The following is a 14,128-nucleotide window of genomic DNA, read 5'->3' on the forward strand; positions in this document are numbered from 1 at the left end:
CCGGCTCAGTGGGTGAACAGCTTCGCCGCGGTGATGACGGTCTGGGCGACCCCGTAGCCGAGCAGCGCCGCTACCACCAACCAGGAGATCCACAACCGGGTCTGCTGCCCGGATCGGCTGTCCTCACTCATCGCGTACCACTCCTCTGCGCCGTCGTGTCCTCGTCCACGTTCTGATCCTGATGGGCGTTCTGCTCCGTCGACGGTTCGTGGTAGCGCTGCGGCACCGGCCGCACCAGCAGGTTCGCCACGAAGCCCACGGCCAGCACAGCAACCATCGTGAACAGTGCCGGGCGGTACGCCGCGGCGGTGAGCGAGCCGGGCTCGCCCTGCGCGTCGAGGAACCCGTTGACGATCAGCGGGCCGGCGATCCCCGCCGCCGACCAGGCGGTCAGCAGCCGACCGTGGATCGCACCGACCTGGAAGGTGCCGAACAGGTCCCGCAGGTACGCCGGCACTGTCGCGAAGCCACCGCCGTAGAACGACAGGATCACGCAGGCCAACAGCACGAACAGGGCCGTCGAGGTCTGCCCGACGAGCGCCAGCAGCGCGTAGAGCACCATGCCGACACCCAGGTACACCAGATAGATCGGTTTGCGGCCGATGAGGTCCGAGGTGGACGACCACACGAACCGGCCGGCCATGTTGAACAGCGACAGCAGACCCACGAACCCGCCGGCCGCCGCGACGGTCACCGCCGAGGTGCCGTTGTCGCGGAAGAAGTCCTGGATCATCGGGCTGGCCTGTTCCAGGATGCCGATGCCGGCGGTCACGTTGCAGAACAGCACCACCCACAGCAGCCAGAACGAGCGGGTCTTCACCGCGTTCGCCGCCGACACGTTCGCGGTGGTGACCAGCGGCTTCGCCGCCACGCTGGTGGGGTCGAAGCCGGCCGGCCGCCAGTCCTGCGCCGGCACCCGCACGTTCGCCACCCCGAACATCATGATCACGAAGTAGCCCAGGCCGAGCGTCACGAACAGCCACACCAGGGCGCTGCCCGACGCCGTCGACCCCGCGTTGGCCGGGTCGTAGCCGGCGTCGTAGAACGACAGCAGTTGCCGCGACAGGGGAGAGGCGACCATCGCCCCACCACCGAATCCCATGATCGCCAGTCCGGTGGCCAGGCCCGGCCGGTCCGGGAACCACTTGATCAGGGTGGAGACGGGGGAGATGTAGCCGATTCCCAGCCCGATGCCGCCGAGCAGCCCGTAGCCCAGATACAGCAGCCACAGCTGCTTCGTGGCGATGCCCAGCGAGCCCACCAGGAAACCCGCCGCCCAGAAACAGGCCGAGACGAACATCGCCTTACGCGGTCCGTTCGCCTCCACCCAGGTCCCGGCGACCGCGGCGGACAACCCGAGCATCACGATCGCGATGCTGAAGATCACCCCGATCGCCGTCTGGCTGGTGTCGAAGTGGGCGATCAGGGAGTTCTTGTAGACGCTGGTCGCGTAGACCTGACCGATGCAGAGGTGGATGGCCAACGCCGCCGGGGGGATGAGCCACCGGCTGTAGCCGGGCGGCGCGACGGTGTGCCGACGATCGAGTGCGGAAAGCATGCGCTGCTTCCTCTCCGACGAGGACGAGAAACGTCGCACCCAACGTGCCCACACCACTCGTCAGCGGCAAACCTCACCGTCGCCGGACGGTCGTTCCGCTGAGCTGAGCGGTCAGTCAGCGTCCGCGCGCGGCGCGCGACCGTTGGAGGCCGGCGCGCGGCGGGCCTCCAACGGCGGCGCCGGCTCAGGCCGCGACCGCCGCCTCGGCGACCCGCTCGGCGTCGGGGCGCAGTTGTGGGGTGGCGAGGGAGATGGCCAGGTTGACGATCGCGAAGACGGCGGCGATCAACAGGCCCCGGTGGAACCCGTCGACCAGCGCCTGCTGCTGACCGGCGCCGCGACTGAGCGCGTCGGTGACGTGGGTGACCGACAGCGTGGTGACGATGGCCAACCCCAGCGCGCCGCCGACCTGGTACACGGCGGTGACCACACCGGACGCGGCGCCGGCCTCATGGTGCTCGACGTCGGAGATCGCGGAGATCTGGGCGGGTACGCCCAGCGTGGTGATGCCCAGACCGAACAGCAGCAGGCCGGGCAGCAGCTCGCTGGTGTAGGAACCGGTGGCGCTCGCCCCGCTGAGCAGCAGCAGACCGATCACGCTGAGCAGCGCGCCGATGATCTGCAGGGTGCGGGTGCCCAGCCGGTGCACCAGCTGGGTGGCGAGGGCAGCGCCGGCGATGGCCGTCGCGCCCATCGGCAGGAACTGCAGGCCGGCGGTCAGCGGCGAGGCGCCGCGTACCTGCTGCAGGTAGATCGCGGTGAGGAAGAACATCGACAGGAACGCGGCGCCGTTGAGCGCCAACGCCCCACTGGAGACACTCAGCGCCCGGGAGCGGAACAGCCGCAGCGGCACCAGTGGCGCGGCCGAGCGCGCCTCGACGCCGACGAAGACAGCGAGCAGCGCGACCCCACCGATGAGGGTGGCGAGCACCTGCGCCGAGCCCCACCCGGCCGACTCGGCCCGGACCACGCCGAACACGACGGCGAGCAGACCGGTGGTGCCGAGGACCGCGCCGAGCGCGTCGAAGGTCCGGGGGCCGGGCTGGGAGTGCCGCACGGCGGCCACGAAGGTCGGCACGATCGCCACGAGGGCGATGACGATGGGTACGTTGACGAAGAAGACCCACCGCCAGCTCAGCGCGTCGACGAGCAGGCCGCCGGCCACCACGCCCAGGGTGCCGCCGAGCCCGGCGAGGGCGCCCCAGATGCCCATGGCGATGTTGCGTTCCCGCCCATGCGCGAACGTGACGGTGAGGATGGCCAACGCCGCGGGGGAGAGCAACGCGCCGCCCAGGCCCTGCACGGCGCGCGCGGCGATCAGCAGGCCGGGCGAGGTCGCGAGTCCGGCGAGCAGGGACATCGCCCCGAACAGCACCAGACCGACGATGAAGATCCGGCGGGCGCCGAGCAGGTCGGCGGCGCGACCGCCGAGCAGCAGGAAACCACCGAAGAGCAGGGTGTACGCGCTGATCACCCATTGCAGGTCGTCAGCGGTGAAGCTCAGGTCGGTCTGGATGTTGGGCAGCGCCACGTTCACGATCGTCACGTCGAGAATGACGATGAACTGCGCCACCGACAGCACCGCCAGAGTTGCCCAGGGACTACGTCGCATGCCTATCCCATCGGAGAAAGGACGTCGCACGACGCGGTATACGCCGTACACCTACAACGTAGACTGCCATGTGTACGTAGTACACTGGCCTGGTGGTCAGTACGAGCAAGGACACCCCGCAGCGTCTCGACCCCACCGCGATCGTCGCGAGCGCACTGCGCATCGCCGACGCCGAGGGCCTGTCCGCGATCACCATCCGCCGGCTGGCCCAGGAACACGGCGTCACCCCGATGGCGCTCTACCGGCACTTCCGGGACAAGGGCGACCTGCTCGACGCGCTCGCCGCGCGAATGCTCGCCGACATCCATTTGCCCGAGCCGACCACCGAGCCCTGGGACGAGCAGGTCCGCGCCATCCTGGCCGCCTGCCTCGCCGCGCTACGCCCACACCCCACCGTCGCCGGGCTCGTCCCCACCCGCATCCTGCTGTCCGAGCCGGGCCTGATCCTGGTGGAGCGCATCCTCGCCCTGCTCCACGGGGCGGGCTACCCGCCGGAGCAGGCCACCGAGATCGGCAGCCAGGCCCTCTGCTCCCTGGTGACCCTCGTCGCCACCGAACCAGGCGCCATGGGGAGCACCGACCCGGACACCCGCGACGGCGCCATCCGCGCCAAGCGGGCGGCGCTGCAGGCGTTGGCACCTAAGCGTTTTCCGCACATCCTCGCCGCCGCCGACGCGCTCACGCTCTGCGGCGACCGGGAGGGTTACTACGACCTGGGCCTCGAGTTCGCCGTCGCCGGCATCCGCGGCATCCGCCCGGCGACCCGCACCACCGGATGACTCCACCCGCACCGCTCGCGAGCGGTGCGGGTGGGACCGGTCCACGAGGTGATAGCCCTGTTCCGGCCCGGGCCCGCCGCTACCGCAGATCCGGCAGGTGCCAGCCGCCGGCCAGCGCGTCGGCGTCCGCCGGACCCCAGCTGCCCTTCTCGTACGACTGCACCGCCGTCGGCAGATCCAGGATCGGCTCGACGATCCGCCACTCCTGCTCGATCGTCTCGGCACGCGCGAAACGCAGGTGCTGCCCGTCCATCGCGTCGTCGAGCAGCCGCTCGTACGCCTCCTGCCGACGACCGAGTGCGGAGCCGAAGTCGACGGACAGGTCCACCGGACGGCTCGCCACCTCGGCACCCGGGCTCTTCGCCTGGATCGACATCGTGATGCCGTCACCACGACCGAGGCGGAAACGCAGCAGGTTCGCGGCCCTCGCCGTGCCCCGCTCGGCGGGGATCAGCGAGCGCTGCGGCTGCTTGAACTCGACCACGACCTCCGTCGCCGTTCCCGGCAGCGACTTGCCGGTGCGCAGATAGAACGGCACACCCGCCCACCGGGGGGAGTCGACCGTCAAGCGGGTCGCCACGAACGTCTCCGTGTTCGAGGCCGCCGCCACGCCCGGCTCGTCGCGGTAGCCGGCGTACTGCCCCCGGACGGTGGAGTCCGGCGACAGCGGCGCGATCTGCCGCAGCACCGCGGCCTCCGCCTCCCGGAACGCCGTGGTGTCCTCGCTGGCGGGCGCCTCCATCGCGATGAGCGCGACGACCTGAAGGATGTGGTTCTGCAGCACGTCCCGGGTCGCGCCCACAGTGTCGTAGAAACCGGCCCGGCCCTGCGTGCCGAAACCCTCGGCGAGGGTCACCTGGATGTTGTCGATGTGCTCGTTGTTCCACAGCGGCTCGAACAGCCGGTTGGCGAACCGGAAGGCGTAGAGGCCCTCGACGGCTTCCTTGCCGAGGTAGTGGTCGATGCGGAACACCCGCTCAGGCGCGAAGGCCGCGCCCAGTGTGCGATCCAGCTCGCGGGAGGACTCCAGGTCACGCCCGAACGGCTTCTCCACGATCACCCGACCCCGGTCGGCCAGCCCCACGGCCGCCAGGCCCTCGACGACGGAGCCGAACACCGCCGGAGGGATCGCCAGGTAGAAGACCGGCCGCTCGGCGTCGCGCAGTCGCTCAGCCAGCCGCTGGTACGTCGTCGGGTCCGCGTAGTTGCCGGAGATCATCGAAAGGTTGTCCGCCAGCCGGTCGAAGGTCTCGTCGTCGATCTCGTCATTGGCCTCGGTGACCGACTTGCGGGCCGTGGTGACCAGCTGCTGATCATCCCAGGGGGAGCGGGCCACGCCGATCACCGGAACGTCGAGGCGCTCGCGTCGGGTCAACTCGTACAGCGCCGGAAACAGCTTCTTCGAGACGAGGTCTCCCGTGACGCCGAACAGCACTACCGCGTCTGAGCGCATGTGCATGGCACTTCCCATTCGATCATCCGAACCTGATCTTCCGAACGGACAACGGCACGACCCACTCCGAGAATTCCCCAGCGTGCGGCGTACGTGAGGTCGGCGACAACACTGTCTCGACGAGCCCTTATGTTAAGGAAGGTTTACAGTACAGGCGGAACGCCGGTAGCCTGCGACTCTAATCGACGAAGGTCGATCACGACGAGGCCTGGAGGTACCGTGCGTCGCCGAAACACCACCACACGGCTGCTGGCCATAGCCGCACTCGCGCTACCCATCATCCTGCCCGCCACGCCCGCCACCGCCGCGGCACCCACCGCACCAGCCCGGCACCTCAGCGACGTCATCCCCGCACCGGTCGAAACCCACCCCGACGCGCACAGCACCTTCCGGATCACCCCCCTGACCGTCATCCGCACCACCCCCGGCTCGGCCGCCGCCTGGCGCATCGGCCACCAACTCGCCACCACACTGCGACCCGCCACCGGCCACCCCCTGCCCGTCCTGCCCGTCCGCTCCACCCCGCTACCCGAGATCGCCCTGCTCATCGGGGGCGCCGACGACCGCATCGGCCAACAGGGCTACCAACTCGACGTCACCCGCCGCGGCGTCACGATCCGCGCCAACACCCCCGCCGGGCTGTTCGCCGGCACCCAGACCCTGCGCCAACTGCTCCCCGCCGAGATCGAGGCCCCCGACCGGCAGCGGACCACCTGGACAGTCCCCGGCGGACGAATCGTCGACTACCCACGCTTCGCCTACCGCGGCGCGATGCTCGACCTCGCCCGCCACTTCCACACCGTCGACGACATCACCGCCTACGTGGACCTGCTCAGCCAGTACAAGATCAACTACCTGCACCTGCACCTGACCGACGACCAGGGCTGGCGCATCCAGATCGACTCCTGGCCCCGCCTCACCACCGTCGGCGGCGGACCCGGCACCGGAGTCGACGGCGTCGGCCCCGGATACCTCACCAAGGCCGACTACAAGGCCGTCGTCGCCTACGCCGCCGCACGACACATCACGATCATCCCCGAGATCGACATGCCCGGTCACACCAACGCCGCCCAGTCGACGTACCCCGAACTCAACTGCGACGGCGTCGCACCGGCACCGCGCACCGACATGGCGGTCGGGTACAGCTCCCTCTGCATCAACGACGAGCTCACCTACCGCTTCGTCGAGGACGTCATCCGCGAACTAGCCGCCATCACCCCCGGACCATTCCTGCACATCGGCGGCGACGAAGCCCACGCGACCACCGACGAGGACTACCGCACCTTCATGAACCGGGTCCTGCCCCTGGTCGCGAAGTACGGCAAGCGCGCCTCCGGATGGAACGAGATCACCCAGGCCGACCTGTCCACCGACGTGGTCGCCCAGTTCTGGGGAACCGGCACCACCAACGCCAGCCTCGCCGCGGCCGCCGCGCGCGGCAACAAGATCATCATGTCGCCGGCGAACAAGTCCTACCTCGACATGAAATACGACGCCAACACCCGCCTCGGCCTGCGCTGGGCCGGCCTGATCGAGGTGTCCGACGCCTACGGCTGGGACCCCGCCACCCGCGTCACCGGCGTCGGCGAGAACGCCATCCTCGGCGTCGAAGCCCCACTGTGGTCCGAAACGCTGCGCACCCTGGACGACATCGAATACATGGCCTTCCCCCGCCTACCCGCGATCGCCGAACTCGGCTGGTCCACCTCCGCCAGCCACGACTGGGAATCGTTCCGAACCCGACTGGGGGAGCAGGCACCCCGCTGGCGACTGCAACAGGTCAACTTCCACCCGTCCCCGCAGGTGCCCTGGATCTGACCCGTACCCCGGGCACCCGCTGTTCGTGGGCACCGGCCGACCGGCCGGTGCCCACGCCCAACCTCGCCGGTCATGAGATGTTGGAGCACACCCGACCCATCTTCAGCTAGGACCTCCTCCATGAATCTGGCCTACGACCACTCAGCGGAAACCGGAGCGGCGGTGGTGTGCCTACCCATGTTCCGCATGAGCCGCGCCGCCACGGCCGCCGCCCTCAGCCCCGCCCTCGCGGGCACCGGCCTGCGGGAGATCTACCTGGACCTGCCCGGTCACGGAGACACCCCCGTGAACTGCCCACCCACCTCCCAGGCGGTGCTGGACACCGTCTGCGCCTGGCTCGACCACCACCTCGACGCGCCAGTTCTGCTCGCCGGCGGCTCCTACGGCGCGTACCTGGCCGCCGGCATCGCACGCCAACGACCCGACCTCGTCCGCGGCCTGCTCCTCATCTGTCCCGGCGTCACCATCGCCCGACACAGCCGGGACCTGCCCGACGAACCACCGCTCGAAGCGCCCACCGGCTGGCTCGACGCCGCCCCCACCGCCCTGCACGCACACCTCGACGCCGCCCTGGGCCACCGCACCCCAGCCGTCGTCGCGACGGTGCTCGCCGCACTGAACTCCGGTGGCCCCGGCGACCCGACATTCCAGCAGGACTTGCAGAGCGGCCCCGGCTACGCGCTACCCGACGAGACCACCGAGGTCATCTTCGACGGCCCGGTCAGCGTGATCACCGGCCGACAGGACCGAATCGTCGGGTACGCCGACCAGTTCCGCGCCATGCGCCACTACCCGCGCGGCACCTACACCGTGATCGACGCAGCCGGGCACTACCTGCCGTACGAACAACCCACCCTGCTGCGATCACTCACTCAGGACTGGCTGCACCGCACGCGCGACTGAGAGGTGCCAGTGGGGGAGAAGGCCCAGCTAACGGTAGGTCAGGACGCCCAGGGACCTCGTGGTACGTCGCCCCCTTAATGATCAAGTCAGCAGCGTGACAGGCATCGGAGACGTGGTGCGGTCAGAAGCGTCTGATGCGTACCCGGTCCGGGCGTGGGATGTCGGCGAGCTGAACGTGTCGCGCAAGGTGCACCGTCATATGTTTTCCGTGCAGTGGTGTCAGGTCGAGTCCCGGCACCGAGTCGCTGATCCTGAGATCCTTCAGCTCGGCCAGGCTGGCGAGCGGAGTGAGGTCAATCAACTGTTCCCTGTTGCCGATGGTTAGCCTGTCAAGGCGGGGAAGCCCGGCCAAGGGACTCAGGTCCGTGACGGGTGTCAGATCGATCCCGAGCTCGGTCAAGGTCTCGATCGAGGCGAGCGCGGTCAGGTCCGTCAGCCATGTGCAGGTGCTCAGCAACAGGTATGTGACCTTGTTCAGTTGACGGAGTCGATTAGCCAGCTCAGGGATTCCCCCGGAAGGCGCCTCCCGGGTGTACAGGGCCAGCTCTGTCAGGTTCTGTAGAGGATCGAGCATCGCCGGATCCCAGGCTGGGCCAGGACTAATATTCAGGTATGTCAGTGCGGCGAGGTCAGCCAGGAGATCTCCGCGAACCTGCACTCCGCTTAGGGTGAGCTCTTCTAGCTGCGTCATCTGGGCGAGGGCGGTGAGATCCTGGTCGGGGGCAAGGCCCCACAAGGTCAGGTCGGCAAGTTCGGGCAGCGCTTGCAGTGTTGAGAGGTTCAACCGTTGCTCGTTGACGTCCAGCTCGATGGTGCGCAGGTCGAGATGCTTGACCAGATGCTCCAGGGCGCCATCGAACCCATGTGGGGTGAGATGAACCTCGGTCAGGTGCGGCACGTCCGTCAGTTGAGCCAGGTCCACCTTCTGGTCGCTGCGGATGATCGTCTTGGCGAGATGACGCAGCCGGGGCAGCGCGGGGAGGAGGGCTGCGTGACGGATCGTCGCCTCGCCACCGTCAAGAGGTGCGTCAGCGAGAACTCGGTCGGCATAGTCGGTGGGGTCGAAGTACTCCCACGCCGTGATGAGCTGGTGCTGGACGCGAGGGCGGGGGTCGGTGCCGTAGCGGGCAAGGGTGGCAAGGGCGTCGGGCCCGTTCACCAGAGCGACGGCCCGGATGGTGGCTGCGGCCTGGGCCTCACTTAACGTGCTGAGATCGGCGGGCAGCTCTGCGAGCAGTGGTTCTCCGACAGCGGCCAGAGACCGGGCTTCGGCAACGGATCGCGGCAGCAGCTCGCGCAAATGTGCGCGGATCCGGATAAGTATCTCCGGCTCGACCGCAGGCGCGGTTTCCAGGCATGCCGCGGCGAGTAGCCGCAGCCTCCGGGCCTGTTTCGGACGCTCACCGGCAAGTGTGAGCAGGCCGCTCAGGAGTTGCATGCGGACAGGGGCGTTGGCATGACCGGCGGCCAGGATGATGGTCTCGCGCCAGGTATCGAGATGGGCGTGCTCGAGAAGGGCGCCGGTGTGTCCTTGGTCGGCGGCCTCACGGGCAGCCAGGTACTCCTGGAACGTGCGGTGGACGAAGTCGATGCGGTCGGGCACCGGCTCACGCAGCACGCCGCTGCGTTGGATCATGTGCTCGAGGACGGCGGCAACGGGAGCGGTGATGTGCCGGATCCCGGCCAGCCGATGGTCGAAGCGCTGTGTCGCTTCGGCGCGGGTGAGTTCGGTGCGGCTGTTCTGGGTCATCCACCAGGCGACTTCTTGAAGGAGTTGGGCTTGGTCGCGGCTGGTCAGCTCCGGCAGTTCGGTGGGGACGCCACGTTGGGAGTCGCGGCGGTGCAGCAGCATGTCGATGGCGGCCTGGTAGATGTCCATCCGGTTGCGGGGCAGGTTGCTGTCACGGTCCAGGTTCAGCGCGCACAGCATCGCGCAGAGCAGCGGGCTTCCTGCGAGGTTCTGCAGGTGGGCGCTGCCGTCGAGTTGGGCCAGCAGCCGTTGTTCGTAGCCGGGCAACAGATGGGGTTCGCAGGGCAGGTCGGCGGCACGACGGACGGCTTCGTGCCAGTGCCGGATCAACGCCTTGACGTCGGCCGGTCCCATCCGCTCCAGGAACACCGAGGTGAACCCTTCGGTGTCCAGCCAGCGGACGGACGCGGCGGCCGGCCGGGAGGTGACCACGACCCGTAGGTCGGGGTAGGCGGCCAGCAGGCCGTCCAGCCAGTCGCGGACCGTCCTCCGTTGGGCTTCGGGTACCTCGTCAACGCCATCGACGCACAGGATCGCCCCGGTGCCGAGTTGGCGGTGCACCCAGCCGGGCGGCATCAGCCCGGCGATCGTGGCGGCGATCAGGTCGAGGAAACGTTCCGGGGGAGGCAACGGCTGGGTGACGTGGTCACGCAGCCGGATCAGGAACGGGGTGCGCCCATTCCAGGTGGCGAGTTCTCCGGTGAAACCCTGCCGGGCCGCGGTGACCGCGATCCATTGCATCAGAGTGGTCTTGCCGGAGCCGGCGTCACCACGGAGCAAAACCCGCGCGGCGTCGCCAAGGGCCTGCTCGGTCCGCACCGAAGCGCTGTCACCACCGCTGTCCGCACGCAGCAGGCCGGGATCCCAGCGGGATCTACCGCGTCGCAGGCTGCGGGTGTTGCCGCCGGTGACGGCGAGGCTGATGTACGCGATGCTCAGCGGAGTTCGCAGCCGGTAGCGGTGCACGTCAACGCCGAACAATTCCAAATGGTCCAGCACGGTGAGCAGGTGGGACAGGTACCGGCCTCGGAACTGGGCGTCGTGACTGGTCCCGCTAGGGGCGTCCAGGCTGGTCACCGGTAGCCGTGCCAGAACCTGGGTGAGGCTGTCGGCCACCGTGGACAGCCGTTCCAAGGTCTGTACGGTGGCGCGCCCCTGGAACGGGGGGAGTTGCACGACCAGCTGGGTCAGGCAGGTGCAGCACTCGTCGAGGACTCCGCCGTACAGATGAGCGGCCGTCTCGCTCAGCCCTGCCCGCTCGGGAACGTCGGGTAGTTGGCGACGCAGTCGGGTGGCCATCAGCGCGGGGTCGACATTGTCGGCGAACACCGCAGCATCGGACAGATCTGCCTCCCGCAGCGTGTCGGCCACCGCGTTCAGGGCGGCGGCGACCTCGTTGTCGGGCAGCGCCTGCTCACCACGGCGGACTAACGGCTGCAAGCGTTCGTAGACGGTATCGACGATGTCGTCCAACCGCCGGCCCGCCCGGCGCAAGCCGAGGTCATCGGCGATCCCCGAGCCAATCAGCTCGATGAGCGGCGTTTCACGTTCTCGTTGTTCCCGGCGGCGTCCCAACCACCGTTTCACCGCCGGTGTCACCACCGAGCCCGCCAGGCGCAGCAACGCCGTCTCGACCATCCCCACGCCGCGTCTCCTCCTGGTCTCCTGCGAGATCTGACTGGTGCGCATGCTGGTAGCTGACGGAACGCCTCCTCCAGGTGTCGAACAGCGACCACCGATCAAGTTACGTCGCGGGTGGGATTCGTGGCTGTCCCATGTCCAGTCGGTGTTCTGACTACATTCGATAATGAACATTATGTAAAGTAGCGCCTTCCGGGGGTCCCCTCGCCGCCTCCCGACAGGGATCAGTCGCGCGTCAGGCCCGGCGGACACGCGTCCTCGTCCGGCCCGACGAGGCGCGCATTGACCAGCGGGTTGCGTCGCAGAGCCGTCAGTACGGCGACGCTGGCGCCGATGTCGGTCCAGGTGTCGTCCCACAGGGCCGAGACGAGCCAGGAGCGATCCGCCGGAAAGAACAGGTCAGGCAGCGCCCCGTCGCCATCGCGCATGTGACCGACGCGCCAGGCGAGGGCCTGTTCCGGCCCGGCCTCGACCAACACGTAGGGCCAGTCCCAGTAGAGGGACACTCTCGGGGCGTACGGGAAGACGACGTCGTGGGCGCCGGTGTCGAGAAAGCCCAGCCACCAGGGCTGATCCGGCGTGCACGACACCAACTCGTCGATCACCGCACGTTCGTGGGTGTCGAAGCCGACCCCGGCGGGCGGGTGGAAGGTGCCGTACGCCTCGAACACCGGCGGGATCGCCGTGGTGACCGAGAAACCCTGCGTGGTGCGCCCGGCGAGCCAACCGACGTCGCCGGCCGTGCCGATCCGCCAGGTGCGCCCGTCCTTGCTGACGTCCATGCCGCGCACGATACGTGCTTCTCGATCGGCTCCAGCCGTACGCGCGGCGGTCCGGGATGGGCCCTCTCCCCCTTGTCCACCGCTTCCCGGATACGCGAAAATGCTGCATAATATCCCTTATGCATGACAAACAGGACGAATCGCTCGCGGTGCTGATCGAGGAGTTCCTGACCGCGCGGGCCACCCGCAAGCCCTCCCCGCACACCCTGGCCGCGTACCGCAGAGATCTGCACACGGTCGCGGCTCTGGTCGCGGACGATGCCACCCCTCCCCTACCCCTGGACGCACTGTCGATCACCGACCTCTCCCCCCGGGTGATGCGCGCGGCCTTCGCCCGGTTCGCCGCCCCCCGGGCGCCCGCGTCGGTGCACCGGGCCTGGTCCACCTGGAACACCTTCTTCACGTTCCTGGTCGCTGACGGGTTCGTGGCGGGCAACCCGATGCCGGCCGTCGGGCGGCCTCGGGCGCTACTCCCCCAGCCGAAGCCGCTGCGCGGCGCGGACACCCCCGAGGTGCTGCTCGCGTCCGCCGCGCGCGACGACGGTCGGCAACGTGACCCGTGGCCGGAACGGGACGTCGCGGTGTTGGCGGTGGCGCTCTGCGCCGGGCTGCGCCTGTCGGAGCTGCTGGCGTTGCGCGTCGACTCGCTCGGCGGCCGGCCCGGTGAGCGGCGCGTCGAGGTGGCGGGCAAGGGCGGGCGGCCTCGGGTGGTGCCGATCGAGGCGGATCTGGACCGGGTGCTGCGGGACTACCTGGACAGTCGGGTGCGGCGCTTCGGTTCGCGGTCGGTACGCCCCGATTCCCCGTTTCTGGTGGATCGGCGGGGTGAGCCGTTGCGCCGTGGTGGCCTCCAGTATCTGGTCGAGTCGTGTTACCGGCGGGCCGGCATCGGCGACCGGGTGCCGCGGGGTGCGCGGCTGCACGCGCTGCGGCACACCTTCGCGACCCGGTTGGCGGAGGACGGTGCGAGCGCGGCGGAGATCATGCGGTTGTTGGGGCACGCGTCGTTGGCGTCGTCGCAGACGTACATCGAGGTGACGGCCGGGCAGCAGCGCGACGCGGTCCGCGCCAACAGGACCAACCGCGCGCTGGCGGGTCTGGTGCCGCCCCGGTGAGCGTGGTCAGTGTGCGCGGTGGCCGGTGCTGTCTGCGGTGACGGGCAGGGGGCCGAGGACGGCGTTGATGATGTGGATGCGGGCGTTGGTGGCCTGGTAGTCGGCGCAGACCGTGTCGGCGCGGTCGCCGAGGCGGGCGGTGGGCCCGGTGCGGGTGACGGTGACGGTGACACCGTCGAGGGTGGTGGCGGTGCCGGCGGCGGCGAGGTCGGCGATCGGGTGGGCTCCGGTGATGAGGTGGGCTTTCAGCAGGGTACGGAGCTGGTCGGCGTGGTGGGTCATGAGGTCGTCCCAGTTGTCCTCGGAGAACGTGGCGGCGAAGGCGTCGTCGGAGGGCGCCAGGAGGGTGACGCCGGTGCCGGCGGGCAGGTCGGTGAGGACGCCGCTGGTGCGCAGTGCCGCTTCGAACGTGGTGAGGGTGGGGATCCAGCGCAGCGCCTGGTCGACGGGTTGGCCGGCGAGGAAGCTCGGGTTGCCGGGTTCGGTGCCGGTGGGCAGGGCGGCACAGAGTGGCCCGGTGACCTGGGGTGCGGTGGCCGCCGCTGCGGCGTTCGTGCGGGGAGCTGCGGGGCTGGCGGTGCAGGCGGCCAGCAGCAGGGTCGGCAGGAGCAGGCCGAGCGTCCGTCGGACGCGCCGAGCGCCGTGCGGTCCGCGGGATCGTCGGGGTTGTCGCGGTGGGGTGGCGGGGTGCGACACGGCGGCCTCCACGCGTGCGGG

At 69.4% G+C, this 14,128-nt stretch carries 11 protein-coding genes; 4 read left to right on the forward strand and 7 right to left on the reverse strand.

Features of this window, described 5'->3' with window-relative positions; genetic code table 11:
* Positions 1-5 precede the first annotated feature (5 nt).
* From ACLJOK_RS10495 to ACLJOK_RS10505, 3 genes are all read right to left on the reverse strand, one after another.
* A complete protein-coding gene (locus ACLJOK_RS10495; RefSeq protein ID WP_410817947.1) occupies positions 6-131 on the reverse strand; it encodes a hypothetical protein in 126 nt (41 codons plus the stop codon).
* A complete protein-coding gene (locus ACLJOK_RS10500) occupies positions 128-1,558 on the reverse strand; it encodes an OFA family MFS transporter (protein ID WP_410817949.1) in 1,431 nt (476 codons plus the stop codon). The genes ACLJOK_RS10495 and ACLJOK_RS10500 overlap by 4 nt, the downstream gene beginning before the upstream one ends.
* 184 nt (positions 1,559-1,742) lie before the next feature.
* The gene (locus ACLJOK_RS10505) at positions 1,743-3,170 is read right to left on the reverse strand and encodes a DHA2 family efflux MFS transporter permease subunit (RefSeq protein WP_410817951.1); all 1,428 of its coding nucleotides are present in this window, start codon (positions 3,168-3,170) and stop codon (positions 1,743-1,745) included.
* Between the two features lie 92 nt (positions 3,171-3,262).
* Here ACLJOK_RS10505 and ACLJOK_RS10510 point away from each other — a divergent pair, with 92 nt between their 5' ends.
* Complete coding sequence (locus tag ACLJOK_RS10510; RefSeq protein ID WP_410817953.1) at positions 3,263-3,949, forward strand: TetR/AcrR family transcriptional regulator; 687 nt, start codon at positions 3,263-3,265, stop codon at positions 3,947-3,949.
* A gap of 79 nt (positions 3,950-4,028) precedes the next feature.
* Here ACLJOK_RS10510 and zwf read toward each other — a convergent pair whose 3' ends face one another.
* A complete protein-coding gene (gene zwf / locus ACLJOK_RS10515; protein WP_410817954.1) occupies positions 4,029-5,408 on the reverse strand; it encodes a glucose-6-phosphate dehydrogenase in 1,380 nt (459 codons plus the stop codon).
* A gap of 213 nt (positions 5,409-5,621) precedes the next feature.
* Here zwf and ACLJOK_RS10520 point away from each other — a divergent pair, with 213 nt between their 5' ends.
* Together ACLJOK_RS10520 and ACLJOK_RS10525 are read left to right on the forward strand one after the other, a co-directional pair.
* A complete protein-coding gene (locus ACLJOK_RS10520; protein WP_410817955.1) occupies positions 5,622-7,220 on the forward strand; it encodes a beta-N-acetylhexosaminidase in 1,599 nt (532 codons plus the stop codon).
* A gap of 177 nt (positions 7,221-7,397) precedes the next feature.
* On the forward strand, positions 7,398-8,123 hold the full coding sequence (locus ACLJOK_RS10525; protein ID WP_410817957.1) for an alpha/beta fold hydrolase: 726 nt from the start codon (positions 7,398-7,400) through the stop codon (positions 8,121-8,123).
* A gap of 121 nt (positions 8,124-8,244) precedes the next feature.
* Here the strand turns inward: ACLJOK_RS10525 and ACLJOK_RS10530 are convergent, their stop codons facing one another.
* Together ACLJOK_RS10530 and ACLJOK_RS10535 are read right to left on the reverse strand one after the other, a co-directional pair.
* Complete coding sequence (locus ACLJOK_RS10530) at positions 8,245-11,511, reverse strand: NACHT domain-containing protein (RefSeq protein WP_410819305.1); 3,267 nt, start codon at positions 11,509-11,511, stop codon at positions 8,245-8,247.
* Positions 11,512-11,738: 227 nt separating this feature from the next.
* The gene (locus ACLJOK_RS10535; RefSeq protein WP_410817959.1) at positions 11,739-12,296 is read right to left on the reverse strand and encodes a hypothetical protein; all 558 of its coding nucleotides are present in this window, start codon (positions 12,294-12,296) and stop codon (positions 11,739-11,741) included.
* A gap of 119 nt (positions 12,297-12,415) precedes the next feature.
* Between ACLJOK_RS10535 and ACLJOK_RS10540 the strand changes: the two genes are divergently transcribed.
* A complete protein-coding gene (locus ACLJOK_RS10540) occupies positions 12,416-13,411 on the forward strand; it encodes a tyrosine-type recombinase/integrase (protein ID WP_410817960.1) in 996 nt (331 codons plus the stop codon).
* A gap of 6 nt (positions 13,412-13,417) precedes the next feature.
* Here the strand turns inward: ACLJOK_RS10540 and ACLJOK_RS10545 are convergent, their stop codons facing one another.
* A complete protein-coding gene (locus tag ACLJOK_RS10545; protein ID WP_410817962.1) occupies positions 13,418-14,107 on the reverse strand; it encodes a fasciclin domain-containing protein in 690 nt (229 codons plus the stop codon).
* Positions 14,108-14,128 lie beyond the last annotated feature (21 nt).

It is taken from the genome of Micromonospora sp. 050-3, from assembly GCF_046549335.1.
GTDB classification, from domain to species: domain Bacteria; phylum Actinomycetota; class Actinomycetes; order Mycobacteriales; family Micromonosporaceae; genus Micromonospora; species Micromonospora trifolii.

Bases quoted from the DNA above. Each gene is read 5' to 3' on its own strand.
- ACLJOK_RS10495 (WP_410817947.1), bottom strand. From the start codon at position 131: ATGAGTGAGGACAGCCGATCCGGGCAGCAGACCCGGTTGTGGATCTCC.
- ACLJOK_RS10500 (WP_410817949.1), bottom strand. From the start codon at position 1,558: ATGCTTTCCGCACTCGATCGTCGGCACACCGTCGCGCCGCCCGGCTAC.
- ACLJOK_RS10505 (WP_410817951.1), bottom strand. From the start codon at position 3,170: ATGCGACGTAGTCCCTGGGCAACTCTGGCGGTGCTGTCGGTGGCGCAG.
- zwf (WP_410817954.1), bottom strand. From the start codon at position 5,408: ATGCACATGCGCTCAGACGCGGTAGTGCTGTTCGGCGTCACGGGAGAC.
- ACLJOK_RS10525 (WP_410817957.1), top strand. From the start codon at position 7,398: ATGTTCCGCATGAGCCGCGCCGCCACGGCCGCCGCCCTCAGCCCCGCC.
- ACLJOK_RS10530 (WP_410819305.1), bottom strand. From the start codon at position 11,511: ATGGTCGAGACGGCGTTGCTGCGCCTGGCGGGCTCGGTGGTGACACCG.
- ACLJOK_RS10535 (WP_410817959.1), bottom strand. From the start codon at position 12,296: ATGGACGTCAGCAAGGACGGGCGCACCTGGCGGATCGGCACGGCCGGC.
- ACLJOK_RS10540 (WP_410817960.1), top strand. From the start codon at position 12,416: ATGCATGACAAACAGGACGAATCGCTCGCGGTGCTGATCGAGGAGTTC.